Here is a 17,345-nt window from a genome sequence, read left to right on the forward strand (position 1 = left end):
TTTCAGACATTGTGGTATGGTCATGTTCCCAGATCCCCAAAGATTTCAGAGGCTTCAAAATTCATACAACTATGGCTATACACGGAGGAAACGAAACCTATGAACCATACGGGAAACATTCGACGGGAAGAGCTTGTGTTCAGCATAATCCCGCTCTGGATGTTCGTTTACGGCCTCATCAATGCACCACTCTAGTTGTAATAGCTCCACTTCCATGGTCTCGAGATAACATATAAATTCCAATAGCATCACTTAAAACGGTGATACCATGCTCATCGCCCTAATCTCAGACATCCACTCCAACTGGGAGGCCCTTCAGGCGGTGTGGAAAGAGGTAAAGCACGCTGATACGATACTCTGTATGGGGGATCTCGTCGGCTATGGGGCGAGTCCAAACGAGGTCGTTGAGTTCGTCAGAAAGCAGATGGGGAAGAGGACTTTTCTCTGCGTCCGGGGCAACCACGACAACGCGGTGGCATTTGGGGCGGACTGGGGGTTCAATCCCTACGCGAGGGAAGCGGTTAGATGGCACCAGTGGGTTATGAAGAGCGAGAACATAGAGTTCCTCAGAAGACTTCCAGTGAGGCAGCTTTTTACCGACGATGCTGGCAGGACTTATCTACTCATTCACGGCTCCCCGAGGGCACCTCTGGATGAGTACCTCTTCCCATGGCTTCCAGAGAGCGAGTTCAGGGCTGTTCTTACCTACATCAGGCAGGACGACCTTCTGGTGGGTCACACTCACATTCCGATGCTCAAAGTCATAGAAGGACGAAGAATAATTAACCCAGGCTCCGTAGGCCAGCCGAGGGACGGGGACTGGCGGGCAAGCTACGCCATCATAGACACAAGCGAAGAACCCCCAGAGAACGTGGAGTTCCACAGGGTGGAATACGATGTGGAAGAAGCGGCAAGAAAAATAATCGAAGAGGGCCTTCCAAGGTTCCTGGCAAATAGGCTGTTTGAGGGCCTTTAACCCTTTCTTTGAAGGCCGCCGCCAAGCCTCTTCTCCCGTGCAGTTGCAGTCACGCTTGGAAGGTGCTTGAGCTTTGACTTAACGGCCAGTTTGCTGGAGTCTATTATTATGACTTCACCAATGCTCTTCACTGCACTGATTGGGATCAGAAGGAGTCCTTCCTGGTCCGTGACAAACTCGCTGACGTCGAGATCCTCGTCGGGCTCTGCAACGATGACGAGTATTTCCCCTGTCTCCTCATCGAAGCTCAGGTCGTAGACCCATCCAAGCCTTATTCCCGTGTCGGTTATCAGCTCAACGTCCCTAAGTTTTGATGCCATTATCTTTACCATTATCAGCCACCTCTGGAGTTGTTCCCACCGTTATTGGGCATCGGTGTATAAAACCTTTTCCAAAAATAAAGTGGGGTGTCAGAAGGTATAGTAGTCGGGGCCTCCTCTTTCCTTCCCTGCCTGCTTCTTTCTGTTCTCCTCAAAGCTCCTGTAGTACTCCATCATGTACGGCGTGACGCTCGGTTTGACCTTCTTCATGGCCATCTCGAAGTCCTTCTTCGACACCTTCAGCCTCTCAAGGAACTCCTCGGACTCGCTTTCAACTACCTCACGCGGGAGCTCTCTCATTATCCTGCGCATCGCTATTAGGGCCGCCTCCCTGACGAGCGCGGCTATGTCCGCACCCGTGTAGCCTTCGGTCTTCTTGGCGAGCTCCCTAAGGTCAACATCACCTGCAAGCGGTACTCTTCTGGTGTGGACTTTGAATATTTCGAGTCTGGCCTTCTCGTCTGGAGCTGGAACGAGTATCAGCCTGTCGAACCTTCCTGGCCTGAGGAGTGCTGGATCGATAATGTCCGGCCTGTTGGTGGCACCAATGACGACCACGCCGCTGTTCTCCTGAATACCGTCCATCTCGGTGAGCAGCTGGTTGATCAGCCTGTCAGTGACCCTGTCCCCCTCGGATCCCCTGGCCGGTGCTATTGCATCGATCTCGTCTATGAACACCACCGTCGGAGCAGCCTGGCGAGCCTTCCTGAAGATTTCCCTAATCCTCTTCTCGGTCTCACCGACCCACTTTGAGAGAACCTCTGGCCCCCTTATCGCTATGAAGTTGGCCTGGCTCTCGTTGGCTACTGCCTTGGCGAGGAGAGTCTTACCCGTTCCTGGCGGGCCGTAGAGGAGTATTCCCTTCGGCGGCTCAATGCCGAGCCTCTCAAAGGCCTTGGGGTACTTGAGCGGCCATTCTACTGCTTCTCTGAGCTCCTGCTTGACATCTTCAAGGCCCCCGATGTCCTCCCAGCGGACGTTCGGGACTTCGATGAGTACCTCCCTGAGGGCACTTGGCTCAACCATCTTGAGGGCCTCGTAAAAGTCGTCTCTTCTAACGCGGAGCTCCTGGAGAACCTCTGGTGGGATTCTCTCCTGTTCGGGGCTTATCTTGCCCTCTTTGATGAGCCTCCTGAGAACGACCATGGCCGCTTCTCTTGCAAGGGCAGCTAAATCAGCACCGACGAAGCCGTGCGTAACTTCAGCCAGCTCGTCGAGCATTTTGTCTATCAGCCTGTTCCTGACCTCGGAGTATATTTCGGCGTCCTTTTTGAGGGCCTCCTTGACTTCGCTCTCGTTCTTTGCGTTCTCAACTTCGGCAATGATTTTGTCTACTCTTTCAGCATCAAAGTTGCCCTTTTCCCTTATCTCGCGGAGCACCCTAAGGACGGCCTCTTTGTCGTAGTCCGGTTCGAGGGGCATTCCTCTGGTGTGGATCTGGAGTATCTCCTTCCTGCCCTGCTTGTCGGGAACGCCGACCTCAATCTCTCTGTCGAACCTTCCAGGCCTCCTCAGGGCCGGGTCGAGTGCATCAGGTCTGTTGGTAGCGGCAATGACTATGACCTTCCCACGGCTCTTGAGACCGTCCATCAGGGTAAGCAGCTGGCTGACAACCCTCTTCTCGACCTCCCCAACGACCTCTTCTCTCTTGGGGGCTATCGCGTCTATCTCATCAATGAAGATTATGCTCGGGGCGTTCTCCTCGGCTTCTTTGAATATCTCCCTCAGCCTCTCCTCGCTCTCGCCGTAGAACTTGCTCATTATCTCTGGGCCGTTGATGGCTATGAAGTGGGCGTTTGCCTCGTTGGCGACGGCCTTCGCCAGGAGAGTCTTACCCGTTCCTGGCGGCCCGTAGAGGAGAACTCCCTTCGGCGGTTCAATCCCAAGCCTCTCGAAGAGCTCCGGGTGCTTGAGCGGGAGCTCGACCATCTCACGGATTTTTTGAATGGCGTCGCTGAGGCCGCCTATGTCTTCGTAGGTGACCTCAGGGATGCTCTCCTCCTTGACTTCGACGGCCTGCGGGAGCACCTCGACCTCGGTGTTGTAGGTTATCTGGACGATGCCTTTTGGAACTGTGTTTACCACAACGAACTTCAGCTCACCGAAGCCGATCGGCATAGCCTCGAAGAACCCTCTGAGCAGCTCATCAAAGGGCGAGTAAACCGCCTCGTTCTGTCCACCGGCCACTACGAGGTCGCCCTTGACGACGGGCCTTCCGAGGAGGTTCTGCTTTACAATCTCCCCAGGAATCTGGATGAAGACTCCCTTCTGGGCAGGGGCCAGAACGACCTTCTTGGCCTCCTGGACTTCCGCCCTGGAGACCGTGACGTAGTCCCCTATGCTCACTCCCGCGTTTCTCCTGATGTAGCCGTCCATCCTGATTATGTCAAGTCCCCTGTCGTCTGGGTGGGCGTTTGCAACTATCGCCGCCGTAACCCTCTCTCCCTTGAGCGCAACTATGTCACCTGGCTCAACGCCGAGCTTTCTCTGGTACTTTCTGTCAAACCTGACTATTCCCCTTCCAACGTCCCTTTTCAGGGCCTCCGCGACGCGGAGCTTAATCTCGTCAACCTTTTCATCTTCTTTACCGAATATCATCTTGAACGCCCCCTCCTGTGAATTTCTATCGCCTCCTCAAGCGTGAGGTTCCCGAGCGCAACCTCCCTGGCCAGCCTGGAGGAAATCGTAATGTTTCCGCTCAGCTCGCGGCTCCTTCTTTTTATATGCTCTATCTCCTTTTTCGTGGGTTCTTTTACCTCCAGAACGTCGCCTATGGTGGTCTCCCTGCCTTCCCTGAGTCCGATGTTTATGGATGCAACGATATCAACCACTGAGGAGCTTTCAACCCCGCCGACCTTAGGCGTTGTTCTGGACTCGTTCACAATGATTATTGGGTAGTCATACCCGAGTACTTCCCCGAGGGCTTTCAGCATCATTGTCCTCTGCCTTTTGGCCCCATTGCCGACCTTCAGCTTGGCGGTCGGGTATTTCTCAAGCAGTCCCACTACGGGTTCGACGTCTTTGGGGCTTTTAAGCCTGTGGACCTCTATAACCCTTCCGTCGGCGACGACGCTCATTCCCGGCCTGTCCCCCGGGTCTATGGCTATGAAGACGTTCTGGAAGCGCTTTCTCCCCTCCAGCCTGGCGAGAAGGTCGTCTATGAAGTTTTCATCCCTCACGATAACCTTAACAGGGAACTCAACCTTATCTTTCTCACCCGTGAGCACGACCTCAACATCGTAGGGAATCTTCTCGCCAACCCTAAGGCTCAGAAAGGGTATCCCATACTCCTTTAACACCTTGGTGGCGAGGTAGTAGACCCTCACGTCGCCTGTCATGATCGCTACTCTCATGGTCGAAAGTTAGCAGGGACGTTAAAAAACCTTTTCTGAGCTGTGGTTGTTGGGCAGATGGTAAAGAAGAAGGAGTTCTCAGGGGGCTTTCATCACCTTCCACACCAGCAGGGGGAAGACTAGCGTTGCATCCGCCCATATCTCGACGTAATCAGCCTTTGCCCTTATCTTGCCCCAGCTGACCCCTTCACTCGGAGGCGCGCCGCTCAGCGAACCGTCCCAGGGGACGGCCGTTGTGATGTAGATCGCATAGTCAGTCCCTCCCCTGAAGAGGTTTGCGTTTATTATGGCGTGCTTTGGAAGTGAGCCGCCGAGGATTATCGAGGCGGTCTCCTTTGCTGTAACCGCCAGATTGTTGAGCTTCACGATGTCGTTGGCGATGTCTATGATGAGTTCTCTATCTCCTCGCTCCTCCTTGAAAAAGTAGAGCATATCCCCTATCGAGCCGTCTGTTATTGCCGGGCAGAAGATCGGCACGTTCCTCTTGTAGGCCCAGTAAATTACCGAGCGCTCCTTCTCTTTTCCAAGCTTTTCATCCATGTATCTTCCGAGCTCGTAGATGAACTCGCTGGCAGTCAGCGGCTTTCCGCGCTCCTTCTCTATCTCAAGAACGCGCTCGAAGAAGGGTATCATGTACTTCTCGAACTCGATGTAGCGGTCGTTGGGCACGAAGATGTTACCTATCCTGTTGATTCCCTTCTCACGCATCAGGGCGTCGTTCACGTGCCAGTCTCCGAGGATGAAGGGCTTCAGAGCCTTTATAAAGTCCTCTTCGATTCCCCCGGCGGTCGTTACAATGACGTCAATCTTACCCTCCTTCACGAGCCACGCGACCAGCTCGCGCAGGCCGGAAGAGATTATGTTTGAAGTGTAGCCGAGGAAAACCCTAACCTCTTTCCCTTCGGCGCGCCTCTTCTCTACCTTTTTCCAGATTTCGATGGCCTTTCCGAGGTGGGTCGCCTGGAAGCCTATCCGTTCATAGTAGTCGAGAACTTCCTCAAGGCTTGAAACGTCGTCCAGCCACGGCCCCTCTATTGGGATTCCCTCTACCTCTTCGCTCTCTTTGAGGACGATATCTTTCGGCTCGGTCATGGAATGGGGTTGGGGAGAGAGTGTTTAAAGCTTTCGTCAGCACTTCCCGTTCGCGACTTCGCTGATAAGCCTGGCAGCAACGGGGACTGGGAAGACCTTCTTGGGGGCTTTCTTTAGAAGCCACTCTTCAATCTCTTTTGCCCTCTCCTTTCCTTCCCTCATAGCTGTCCCAATGTTCCTCGGAGCCACAACATCGCCCGCGAAGAAGATGCCTGCTTCCTTTAGAATTTCCTCGTTGGCGCAGACCACCTCCCTTATCGGGCTGGTCGGTAGCTGGCCAATGGCGTAGGCAACGATGTCGGCATCGAGTATAAAGCGCTCGTCAGTGGTTATGACGCTTCCCTCTTCGATTCTAGTCTTTGCGAACTCGACTCCCTGAACCCTTTCGTCTCCGATTATCCTCACGGGAGTTGCGAACTCTATGAACTCAACGCCCTCTTCAATGAGTTTTCTGATCTCGGTCTTCGCGTAGCTGTGCTCCAGCCCCCTCCTGTAGACCATCGTTATCTTCTCCGCTCCGAGAAGCCTGCCCTCGATGGCAACGTCAACCGCCGTGTAGCCTGCTCCTATAACCACAATGTGCTTGCCCTTGAGGTCGGGTATCCCCTCCCAGGAGTAGTAGCCTATCCTCGCCATCTTTATGTGGTGGAGCAGGCTGAGGGCGTCGTAAACGCCGGGAAGGTCAGCACCTGGCACTTTCAATTTCCTCGGCCTCCAGGCACCGGTTGCTATCAGAATCGCGTCAAACTCCCCTAAAAGTCTCTCAAGCGAGACGAAGTGTTCCGCCCACTCGTCGCCCAGCTCCCTGGGAGAATCGTAGACCACCTTCGTCCTGAAGTGGAAGTTCACTCCAAGCCTCTCAAGATCTCTAACCCCTCCTCTAACCGTCCTTATTGGTATTCTGGTCTCTGGGATTCCAAAGGCCACCATTCCTCCTCCTTCGGGCATCTTCTCGTAAACGTGGACTTCGTAGCCTCTACAGGCCAGATAACCAGCCGCCGACAATCCCGCCGGTCCTGCGCCGATGATCGCTATCCTGAAAGGCTTTGGTTCTCCCTTTTCCCTGCAGATGTAGAACCTCACTCAATCACCCCCAATATTTTTTTAGAACCTTTGGTTTTTAACAAAAAGTTTTCAACTTTAAGGCATTTTTCATGAAAAGTTTGTACAAATGACGAAAACTTTCCAAATTCGGGAAACCTAATTCGTCGGATAGACGGACAAGGTTATTAACTACTTCCGCCAAGTGATTTCCATGAGCGTGGAGATAGACCTGAGGGGAATGCGGGTCATCGTCACTGCATCATCAAGGGGTATCGGCTTCAACGTCGCGCGCGAACTCCTGAAGAGAAACGCAAGGGTCGTCATCAGCTCCAGGAATTCCGAACATCTCAAGATGGCCGAAAAAGAGCTGGCGGAGTTCGGAGAAGTCCAAACTGTTAAGGCAAACCTATACGACCAGCGGGAGCTGGAGAACCTTGTAAAAACTTCCTGGGAACTTCTCGACGGAATTGATGCCCTAATCTGGAATGCCGGCAACGTGAGGTGCGAGCCCTGCTTCCTCCACGAGGCCACCTATATGGACTGGCTTGAGGCGGCCGCACTCCATTCCGTCGCGCCAGGCTACCTCACGACGCTCCTAGTCCAGACCTGGCTGGAAAAGAAGATGAAGGGAACGCTCGTTTATCTTAACTCGGTCTCGGTGAAGGAGCCAATGCCTCCGCTGGTTCTGGCGGACGTGACGAGAGCTGGACTAATCCAGCTGGCGAAGAGCGTTTCGAGAACCTACGGGAAGTACGGCATCAGGGCCTACTCGGTGCTTTTGGGAAGCTTCGACACCCCCGGTGCGAGGGAAAACCTGAGAAAACTGGCCGAGGAAAGGGGAGAACCCTTTGAGGAGACCTGGGAGAGGGAAGTCCTCTCGAGGACACCGCTCCACAGAACGGGCAGGTGGGAAGAGCTCGGCTCGCTGGTGGCCTTCCTGCTGAGCGAGGAAGCTGAGTACATGCTCGGCTCTACGGTCGTTATAGACGGGGCGATGACGAGGGCGGTGGACATTTGACGAAAGGCTTATTTTGATCAGTTCCAACTTTCAGAGGTGGGGGAAAGTGGTCAGTATGGAGGAGCTCCGCAGGGACTTCAGGGAGTTCAAAGACCTCTGCATGGGGATTCTTCTCTACGGCTCCCACGTCAAGGGAGAGGCAACCGGGCAGAGCGATGTTGATGTGTGCCTTGTGAAACCGAAGCCAGGGACGTACGAGAAGGTTCTGGAAAGGCTCGGCGGAAAGTACGACGTCAAGGTTTTCGAGGAGCTGCCCCTCTACATTCAGATCGATGTAATCAAGAACCACCGGGTAATCTATGGAGACGAGCTCGAGCTTTCAGAGTACTTTTACAGGTTCAGAAAGCTCTGGAATGACATGGAGCACCGAATACGGGAGAACAGGTTTGAAAGCGTGAGGGAAAAAGTCAGACTGAGGAGGCGAGCCCGTGAGAAGGCAAAGGTACTTGGAAAGGCTTGAGAAATTGTAGGTGCTCTAAAGAAATTTAAATTTGGTTTTCGTAGAGATGTAGAGAAACCTAAGACACCTTAAAGAGGTTTTAGAGTGAATTCTTCTTTATAATTTCTTTCTTAGGAGATTAAATGGAACATCTAAAGGGGAAACCTTAAGATCACTAATCACATCTTAGTTCAGATTTTGTTTTCTATCAGATAAAATGAATCATATTTTTAGGTTTAAAACCTGAGGTTAATAACATAAGGTTCTCAAAAATATTTTAATTTAAGATGGATAATTGTAATTGCTGAGGCATGGGCCTGTGAAGCATGATGAACCTGCAAGGTGGTGAACATGAAGAGTCTAGATTTGAAGGCAATAATTCCGCCTGTGGCTCCGAGTGCTGGGGGCTCGGGCAACTACTGCTGCTGTAACAAAGTCAACACAAACTGAAGCCTTAGAACTTTATTTTTATTTTTTAATTAATCAACACGGCGTACTCATCACACATGGAGGTGTTATAATGTCTATGAAAGTTCACATACTATCAAAACAGATTAACGAAAATGAATATGTTGCATTCGATCCAATGAGTAAAACTGTCCTAATACTAAATAGGCAAGAAAAAAATATAATAGAAAAGTTCCAAAGAAGTATTCCGCTGTCTATATCTGAAAAATACATCCTTAAAGACATACTTGATTTCCTAAATGAGAAACGTGAAAATGCCCCCAAACAGCAATTTCCATTAGATGGATCCCCCAATATGATGGTATTAATGGTATCTCAACTTTGCAATATGAAATGCAAATATTGCTATGCTCATTCCGGTACATATAACACTCCTGGAGTTATGAAAGAAAGCATAGGAAAACGGGCTCTTGATATTGCAAACGATTTAGGAGTAACAAATATACAATTCTACGGAGGAGAACCTCTAATCAATTTTGAATTAATATCCAAGCTTGTTAAGTATGCAGAGAAACAGGGGTATAACTTTAAATATGGAATAATCACGAATGGAACATTGATAGGTAAAGAGATAGGCTATTTTCTAAAACAACATGATTTTGAGGTCACAATAAGTATTGATGGACCAAGGGAGATAAATGACTTAAACAGAGTATACTCCACAGGTAAGGGAACACATGATGATATCATAAAAGCCGTGAACTTATTGAATGATCTAGAAGTTCCTTTAGCCTTAGAGATCACATACGCCCGTAATTATATCGGCAAATATACCATATCAGAGATTTTGGATTACCTTAGCAATTATTCGAAGACTTTCATAGTAGGATATGTTCTGCCCACAGTGGATGGACATCGACAAGTATACGAACCAACCGAACAAGAAGTTGAAAACATGATGACAGAACTTGTAAATTACCTCTTTACAAAATGGGAAAATGGAATTCAAATACGAGAAATGGGAATCTGCATGGTACTTCGTGAGCTTTTAGACCCAGTCTATCATGTTAAAAAATGCATATGCCCTGAATTCCCAACTAGAATCACTGTATTTCACGATGGTAGTGTATACCCCTGCCACCAAGTGTATCTAGACAAACGTTTCTATCTAGGACATATAATGGACAGGGAGTTTAAGGATACATTACAGAGACAATTCAAAAACGCAGTGGATAATTTTGCGATGTCTAATCTTCATACAAATAATAACGAACAATGGATATTTAGTGTCTGTAGCTTTTGTAAAGCCCATCTAATGGAAGTTAGTGGTACTTACTATTTAAGATATCCAAATGCTTATCAAAAAGTACTAGAACATATCATGTATAACATGGTCACTAGAAACATGAGATCAGTCATACATACACTAGGGGGCACTATAATTGAGTAAAGCACTCCGCAGAGTTCTCCAGATTGGACTGGCTCACAAGAAATACGTGTTCCTCCTCATAACTTTGGGGGCAGTATCAACTCTCCTATCTGCAGCCGTGCCTTTTTACATTCAAAGCCTCATTGAAAACCTCGGCAAGATGAATACCGATGACATCCTGAAGAATATTGGAATTATACTCCTCCTGTACACCGCATCAACGATCGTCTACTTATACTCGGGCTTTGTTAGCAACTTCGCAGAAACGAAAGCTGCCGCATGGCTTAAAAGAAAACTGTTCATCTCAACTCTGCTCTCAGAGAACATCAACCCGGGTGATGCCCTCTCCCGAATTCAATCGGACACGGAAATCGTCGGTAGAATGGGAATGTCTCTAATCCCTGCCATCATTATAGAGGCATTTTCTCTAATCATTGGAGTGACGGTTATCTTTAGACTAAACCCATATCTAGGTGCCGTTACCCTCCTAACACTTCCGGTCTACGGTCTCTCCCTCAGGGCGTTCATTCATGGACTTAAGCTGGCCTCTTCAGAAGAAAGAAAGAGATACTCAGAGAGCGTTACCGCATTTAAAGAGGGAATAGACGGTAGGCTTGATATAAAGACCCTTGATGCGTTCGACTATCTTATCAAAAGGGTCTCAGAAAGGCTTGACCGTTGGGTCAATGCATCAAAAAGAGTTGCTTTTTACAGCACAGCCAGCTATGGCCTTCAGTCATATCTATCAACGATCCTACCACTTCTTGTCCTCCTAAGTGGTATAGTTTTTGTTAAGAATGGAATGGCCACCCTTTCGTCGGTGATCGCCACGTTTACATACCTCGGCAGAGTCTATTACCCAGTTGAGCGATTTGCATTCTTCTGGAGCAGTTATCACAGAGCCGTTCCCATAATTGAAAGAATATGGGAGTTCATTGAAATCGAACCATTCCTTGAAAGATCAACGTGTACTCCAGAAGATTGGGATATTGAATTGCAGGGTGTATCCCTATCCCGCGAAGGAAGTCAGGTTCTAAAGGAAATCTCCGAGAGAATTGCCTTTGGCAAAAACCTCGGCATAGTGGGTCCTTCGGGAGTTGGAAAAACAACGCTAGCCTTGATAATCTCGGGAATAATTAGGCCCACCAAGGGCAAAGTTAAGATCGGAAAGTGTCCACCCGAGTCCCTTCTTGGCAGGGAACTTATCTATGTTCCGTCACAGCCGTATCTCTTTGAGGGAACGGTTAGGGAAAACATTGCCCTCGGAAAAAATCTCACAGACAGCGAAATTGTGGAGATTCTAAAAACCGTTGAACTTGAGGAACTAAATCCCGATTTACCTATTGAAGAGGGCGGTAAAAATCTATCGTTAGGCCAGAGACAGAGGATAGCCTTAGCGAGAGCTCTAGCTAGAAATCCCAGGATCATGATACTGGATGAAGCCACTTCGGGCATGGATTCTGAGAGGGAGGCAAGGATCCTCCAAAGATTGAGAAAAATGGAGATGACCCTTATCATCATATCACACCGGCTATCAACGGTCAGGGACATGGAAGAGATATGGGTTCTCGATGATGGTAGAATACTATGCAGAGGTAGACATGAAGAGCTGTTCAGGAGTTGCGAGAAGTATCGTGAGTTATTCAAAGAGCAGGAGAAAGGCAAAGATGGTCTTTAATCAATTTATGCCCTAACCGGTAGCAAGTAATTCGAAAGGGTAAAAGAACAAAATCAGAAGTAAATCCCCATCTCCTCCGCTATCTTCCTGAGCCTCTCTATTCTCGCCTCGGTCGGCGGGTGGGTTGAGAAGAGGTTCGCTATGCTCATGCCCCTGAACGGGTTCACGATGAACATGTGGGCCGTTGCTGGGTTGCCTTCCCTCATCGGGCGGTAGTTAACTGCCTGCTCTATCTTCATCAGCGCGCTGGCGAGGGCGTGCGGCTTGCCGCTTATCCTTGCTCCACCCTCATCCGCTAAGAACTCCCTTGACCTGCTTATCGCAGCCTGGATGAGCATTGCCGCTATTGGGGCCAGGATAGCCACGAGTATAGCCCCAATGATGTCTCCGCCATCGTCCCTGTCCCGGTTAAATCCTCCGAATATGGCTATCCACCTGGCCCAGTAGGCGAGCTGCATTATTGCACCTGCCATTGCGGCAGCGACCGTCCCTATTAGTATGTCCCTGTTCTTTATGTGGGTCAGCTCGTGCCCTATGACTCCCTCAAGCTCGTCCCTGTTGAGTATCCTGAGGAGTCCCTGGGTTACGGCCACTACGGCGTGCTTGGGATCCCTTCCAGTCGCGAAGGCGTTGGGAGTCTCGCTCGGGATTATCGCCACCCTGGGCGTTGGAAGGCCGGCCCTCTGGGCGAGATCCCTCACTATCGCGTACAGCTCTGGAGCTTCGTACTCATCAACTATCCTCGCGTTGTACCAGCTCAGCACTATCCTGTCGCTGTACCAGTATGTTATGAAGTTGAAGAACATTGAGAACAGGAACATTATGAACGCCACATTCGGCCCGCCGAAGAGGTAGCCTATCCCCATTAGCAGGCCAGTTAGGATCGCCATGAGCACTCCGGTTCTCAGCCACATCACGAGTCCCATGCTCTCTCACCCCCAGACTAAAATAACAATCGGGTATTAAAAGCTTTGGTCTGGTACCAATTGCCAGCCTCTATGCAGAAGTTCTTTCTTTGGGTTTATAATTCCTGCTGGAAGGAAAAGAGAAGTGAAAGGGGCATCACATGCCCATGTCCATTCCGCCCATTCCGCCGGGCATTCCGCCGCCCTGGCCGCCTTCGGGCTTGGTGGCCTTTGCAGCTATGACGTCGTCGATCCTGAGGATCATTATAGCTGCTTCGCTGGCGCTCTTGATGGCCTGCTTCTTGACGCGGAGCGGCTCGATGATGCCCTTCTCGAGCATGTCAGCCGGCTTGCCCTCGAATACGTCAATACCGATGCCAAGGCCCCTGTTCTTGTGCTCGCTGATGACTTTGACGAGCATCTCGACGGTGTCAAGGCCAGCGTTTTCAGCGAGGGTCTTCGGGATTATCTTGAGGGCATCGGCGAAGTTCTCTATGGCGAGAGCTTCCTTGCCGCCGACCTGCTTGGCGTACTCGTCGAGCCTGATGGCGAGCTCGATCTCAGGAGCACCGCCAGCTGGAAGAACGGCGCCGTCCTCCATGACGTCCTTGACTACCTTAACTGCATCCTCGAGGGCCCTCTCGACCTCGTCAATGACGTGCTCGGTTCCACCGCGGATGAGGATGGTGACGGCCTTCGGGTTCTTGCAGCCCTCAACGAAGATCATGTTCTCGCCCGCGAGCTTCCTCTCCTCAACGACCTCAGCGTAGCCAAGGTCTTCTGGGGTGAGATCCTTAACGTTGGTGACGATCTTGGCGCCGGTGGCCTTGGCGAGCTTCTCCATGTCGCTCTTCTTGACCCTTCTAACGGCCATTATGCCGTACTTGGCGAGGTAGTGCTGGGCGAGGTCGTCAATACCCTTCTGAACGAAGACGACGTTTGCACCGGTCTGGGCAATGTGGTCAACCATGTCCTTGAGCATCTTCTCCTCCTGCTCAAGGAAGCTCATGAGCTGGTCCGGGCTGGTTATGTTGATCTTCGCATCGGTCTCGGTCTTCTTGACCTCAAGGGCCTCATTGATGAGGGCAATCTTGGCGTTCTCGACCCTCTTGGGCATCCTCGGGTGGACAACTTCCTTGTCGATGACGACACCGCGGACGAGCTCGCTCTCCTCGACACCTTCACCGGCCTTCTTCTCGAACTTGATGTTGTCGAGGTCAACGACGTACTTTCCGTCCTTCTTCTCGGCGACCTGCTTGACGGCCTCAACGGCGAGCTTTGCGAGGAGCTCCTTGTGGCTCTCGGCGTTCTTTCCTGTGATTGAGGTGGCGGCTATCTTGAGAAGGGTCTCCTCGTCGTCCGGGTCAACCCTTATGGCTATCTCGTCAAGTATTTCTTGGGCCTTCTCGGCGGCGAGGGCGTAACCCTTGATGATTATGCTCGGGTGAATGTTCTGGTCGAGAAGCTCCTCAGCCTTCCTGAGGAGTTCTCCAGCGATGACGACGGCAGTGGTAGTACCATCACCGGCCTCCTTGTCCTGAGTCTTAGCAACCTCAACCATCATCTTAGCAGCCGGGTGCTGGAGGTCGATCTTGTCGAGTATCGTAGCGCCATCGTTCGTGACGACTATGTCGCCAAGGCTGTCTACGAGCATCTTGTCCATTCCCTTTGGACCAAGGGTGGTTCTAACAGTCTCGGCTATGATCCTGGCAGCGAGAATGTTGAGCCTCTGGGCGTCTCTTCCAACGTACCTCTGGGTTCCCTCAGGCAGAATAACAACCGGCTGTCCACTAAGCTGTGCCATTTAACATTCCTCCTATCGAATTGCTTTTTGCAGAAACGCTTCGTTAGTGCTCTATAAAAGCTTTTGGGTCAAAAAGTTCATAAAAATCGTCTAAAATTGAACAAATGACAAATAAATTCCAAAAAGCAGAGGAAAGAACTAAAACGTTGAAGGCCCATTAACAGTGGGTGAAAACCGTGAAGCCACGGGTCTATGAGCTCTCTCCTGAGGAAGTGAGGCAGGTTTTGGGAGTAATTGAAAGCTACGGCGTAAATGAGGTTGAGGTGGAGAATCTCGCCTCTTTTCTGGACGACATGATAGAGTCTCCCAAAGAACGGCTGGAGTACGCGCGCAGGCTTCTTAACGAGGGCAACGTTGATAAGGCCGTCCTTGTGGTTGGAGATGGAACTGGCACGCTCATCGTTAAAATTGAAAACGTTGCCGAGATAAGAGTTTTCGTCAGGGAATACGAGAAGTTGATGAGGGCATTGGGATTGCGGGGTGATAGGGTGAAGCTAATAGCCCAGGGGGCCGAGGCGAAGATATACGAGGCGGACTTTGAGGAGGTCTTTGGTGTTCCTCTGCTCAAAGAGAGGGTCATCGTAAAGCACAGGATTCCAAAGAGGTACAGGATCAAGGAGATAGACGTGAAGCTGAGGAAGGAGAGAACCGTAAGGGAAGCGAGAATTCTCCACAGGGCAAAGGAGTTCGGCGTCAACTGTCCCCACGTTTATGAGGTTGACCTGAGGGACATGAAGCTCGTGATGGAGTACATAGAGGGACAGAGGCTCAAGGAGCTCCTTGAGAGCGTCCCGATGGAAGAGAGGCTTGAGCTGTGCCGCGAGGTCGGGAGACAGATTGGAAAGCTACACAAGGCTGGGATAGTCCACGGGGATTTAACGACCTCGAACATGATATTCAGGGACGGCAAGGTCTACCTGATAGACTTTGGCTTGGCCGACTTCGACTCGACGCTTGAAGCAAGGGGCGTTGACCTGCACCTCCTCAGGAGGGCGATGGAGAGCACCCACTACACCTGGTTCGAGAGGGGCTTCGAGGCCGTCCTTGAAGGCTATGCTGAAGTTCTCGGCGAAGAAGCGAGGAAAGAAGTCGAGGAGAAGATGAGGGAGATAGAGAGCAGGGGCAGGTACAGGGAGAGGAGCTGGCTTAGTTAGTAGTTCTGCGTTTTCTCTTGTTTTTAAGAATCTCTTCCAATATTGGGAAGCCGTATAAAGTACTCGCAAGGCCTACATAATGGACAAAGATATTTACAAGCCCAGACCTCCAGACAATAACCGAAGGGAATAGTCCAATAATCCCCCCGACCATTATTATAATTATTGCCAAAACAAAGTTCCAGACAGCTTTTTTCTGATGGGGATCTTGGACATTTGAGTCCCTAAGAGCTTGGGAAATCAAATAAATGAGAAATAGTCCTCCTCCGATAATCAGGAGAACTGCTGGCCAAATGATGGAATATATAAGGGCTATCAGGCCACCTAAGAGCAATGTAAATGCATATGAGAACATTGTAGGGGAAACTTTGAGTCTAAACCTTTCTTGAAGCGCAAGGGAAGAAAAATACGGAAGTGCGCCAAGCAGAGCTGAGTCTATCCCAGAAAACCCCATACCGTATCTTAGGTTGTACCGCCTCATGACCAGTAGATCAAGAATACCAATTATCGGTGGGATAACAAGAAACAGGAAGACTGTGAAGCGTTTAAAAGCATCTGTACTCCTTCCAACTTCTGAGAGGAAGTACAAAATGGGGAATAGCAAGATAAACGTGAGCAGGTTGCCAGCTAGATGCCAAAACTCCATGTGGACAAAGTGGAGGGTATAAAGCCTGATCCAGTCGTGGGGATTTGAAAATGAGAATTCTTGATAGTTCATTACCAGTTGCTCCTTAATCGATGCAGGTGCAAGATAAAGTAGTAATAGTACGGAAGCTGTCCCTACACACACCGAGGCAAAGAGAACTCTTTCTTTTGTGGTGTTCATAATTTACATTTAGACTGCAAAAGGTTTTAAGAGTGTTTGTGGGTTTAATTGTTTGATTACTATGAGATGGGTTCAAGAAAGAATTAGACAGACAATAAATAGGTGGAAAAAAGAGCCTTCTAATGATATGGGTTTGTTGGTTACTCTTATAACTTCAATTATATTACTGTTCGTTCAAGTGATAATTGACGAAAATTTCCAAAAATCTTTATTTGTGTATAACCTCTTGTCAATGTATATGATCCTCACCATGATATTTCTGATTATTGCGTGGTTCTTGATCAGTGATTCTGCAATACTTGAGACTGCTAGGGATGTAAGTTTTGTGTTGATGATTCTCTTATTAACAATCACGTTGATCTCTGGAATAGTTATAATCCCCGATAATGAAAAAACCCCTGGATTTTCCCCAAATGAGCTCTCAACTAGTAGTTCTCTAGGCACAAATAATCTTAACATCAGGATATTGGTATTTTCTTTGATTGGGATTGAATTGGCAGTATTAACTATACTTTGGTATGCTTCCTTTGAGAGTCTCAGCAGACCTATCAAGCTTCCCAATCTTACACTCAAAACACAACGTATAGGGTTTGTATCGGGATTCTTTCTTAGTTTAGTGATATTTGGGTTTGGATTAGTAGACTCAGAATGGGGCAAAATTGTAAACCTTATTTTAACAGTGCTCTTAATGGTGTTTGTTCTTTTGGGATTAGTTTTTGTCTGGAAGCTCACTAAAATTAAATCCACTTTTTCTGAACTCCTTCTCATTGCTGTCTCTGGTGGAGTTGTTGGTATATTGAGCATATTGGTTGGCAAGGCTTTAAATAACCTTTATACAAATACAAGTTCAGAACAAAAACTGGCCCATGAATTTTTTGTATTTTCTCTGTTCTCTATTA

General features: G+C 49.6%; 15 protein-coding genes. 6 read left to right on the forward strand and 9 right to left on the reverse strand.

The features are described 5' to 3' along the window. Positions 1-268 precede the first annotated feature (268 nt). A complete protein-coding gene (locus tag TK_RS03295) occupies positions 269-976 on the forward strand; it encodes a metallophosphoesterase family protein (RefSeq protein ID WP_011249618.1) in 708 nt (235 codons plus the stop codon). Here the strand turns inward: TK_RS03295 and TK_RS03300 are convergent. From TK_RS03300 to TK_RS03320, 5 genes are all read right to left on the reverse strand, one after another. Continuing rightward, positions 973-1,308, reverse strand: a complete 336-nt coding sequence (locus TK_RS03300; protein ID WP_011249619.1) for a PRC-barrel domain-containing protein — start codon at positions 1,306-1,308, stop codon at positions 973-975. The genes TK_RS03295 and TK_RS03300 overlap by 4 nt on opposite strands. Before the next feature lie 78 nt (positions 1,309-1,386). Further along, positions 1,387-3,894, reverse strand: a complete 2,508-nt coding sequence (locus TK_RS03305) for a CDC48 family AAA ATPase (protein WP_011249620.1) — start codon at positions 3,892-3,894, stop codon at positions 1,387-1,389. Next, on the reverse strand, positions 3,891-4,649 hold the full coding sequence (locus tag TK_RS03310) for a hypothetical protein (protein ID WP_011249621.1): 759 nt from the start codon (positions 4,647-4,649) through the stop codon (positions 3,891-3,893). The genes TK_RS03305 and TK_RS03310 overlap by 4 nt, the downstream gene beginning before the upstream one ends. Positions 4,650-4,727: 78 nt before the next feature. Beyond that, positions 4,728-5,741, reverse strand: coding sequence for a deoxyhypusine synthase (locus tag TK_RS03315; protein WP_011249622.1), 1,014 nt, complete (start codon positions 5,739-5,741; stop codon positions 4,728-4,730). A 36-nt stretch (positions 5,742-5,777) separates the two neighbouring features. After that, positions 5,778-6,824 carry an FAD-dependent oxidoreductase gene (locus tag TK_RS03320; RefSeq protein WP_011249623.1) on the reverse strand — a complete coding sequence of 349 codons (1,047 nt, stop codon included), beginning with the start codon at positions 6,822-6,824 and terminating at the stop codon, positions 5,778-5,780. 199 nt (positions 6,825-7,023) lie between these two features. Between TK_RS03320 and TK_RS03325 the strand changes: the two genes are divergently transcribed. From TK_RS03325 to TK_RS11635, 4 genes are all read left to right on the forward strand, one after another. Next, complete coding sequence (locus TK_RS03325; protein WP_011249624.1) at positions 7,024-7,803, forward strand: SDR family oxidoreductase; 780 nt, start codon at positions 7,024-7,026, stop codon at positions 7,801-7,803. Between the two features lie 55 nt (positions 7,804-7,858). Then, positions 7,859-8,263 carry a nucleotidyltransferase domain-containing protein gene (locus tag TK_RS03330; protein ID WP_048053675.1) on the forward strand — a complete coding sequence of 135 codons (405 nt, stop codon included), beginning with the start codon at positions 7,859-7,861 and terminating at the stop codon, positions 8,261-8,263. Between the two features lie 499 nt (positions 8,264-8,762). After that, positions 8,763-10,100 (forward strand): radical SAM protein, encoded by a 1,338-nt coding sequence (locus TK_RS11630; RefSeq protein WP_011249626.1) that lies wholly within the window; start codon positions 8,763-8,765, stop codon positions 10,098-10,100. Next, entirely contained in the window at positions 10,093-11,757 is a 1,665-nt protein-coding gene (locus tag TK_RS11635; protein WP_011249627.1) for an ABC transporter ATP-binding protein, read from the forward strand. Before TK_RS11630 ends, TK_RS11635 begins: the two co-directional genes overlap by 8 nt. A gap of 53 nt (positions 11,758-11,810) precedes the next feature. On the opposite strand, the gene TK_RS03345 is transcribed toward TK_RS11635, so the two are convergent. Together TK_RS03345 and thsB are read right to left on the reverse strand one after the other, a co-directional pair. Further along, positions 11,811-12,683: a zinc metalloprotease HtpX gene (locus TK_RS03345; protein WP_011249628.1), complete on the reverse strand. Its 873-nt coding sequence runs from the start codon at positions 12,681-12,683 to the stop codon at positions 11,811-11,813. Positions 12,684-12,819: 136 nt separating this feature from the next. Then, on the reverse strand, positions 12,820-14,466 hold the full coding sequence (gene thsB / locus TK_RS03350) for a thermosome subunit beta (RefSeq protein WP_011249629.1): 1,647 nt from the start codon (positions 14,464-14,466) through the stop codon (positions 12,820-12,822). A 488-nt stretch (positions 14,467-14,954) separates the two neighbouring features. Between thsB and TK_RS03355 the strand changes: the two genes are divergently transcribed. Next, complete coding sequence (locus TK_RS03355) at positions 14,955-15,620, forward strand: Kae1-associated kinase Bud32 (protein ID WP_011249630.1); 666 nt, start codon at positions 14,955-14,957, stop codon at positions 15,618-15,620. On the opposite strand, the gene TK_RS03360 is transcribed toward TK_RS03355, so the two are convergent. Further along, the gene (locus TK_RS03360; RefSeq protein ID WP_011249631.1) at positions 15,613-16,446 is read right to left on the reverse strand and encodes a rhomboid family intramembrane serine protease; all 834 of its coding nucleotides are present in this window, start codon (positions 16,444-16,446) and stop codon (positions 15,613-15,615) included. The two genes, TK_RS03355 and TK_RS03360, sit on opposite strands and share 8 nt — an antisense overlap. A 174-nt stretch (positions 16,447-16,620) precedes the next feature. Further along, on the reverse strand, positions 16,621-17,250 hold the full coding sequence (locus TK_RS11885; protein WP_143598668.1) for a hypothetical protein: 630 nt from the start codon (positions 17,248-17,250) through the stop codon (positions 16,621-16,623). Positions 17,251-17,345 lie beyond the last annotated feature (95 nt).

The organism is Thermococcus kodakarensis KOD1, from assembly GCF_000009965.1.
Lineage (GTDB): Archaea > Methanobacteriota_B > Thermococci > Thermococcales > Thermococcaceae > Thermococcus > Thermococcus kodakarensis.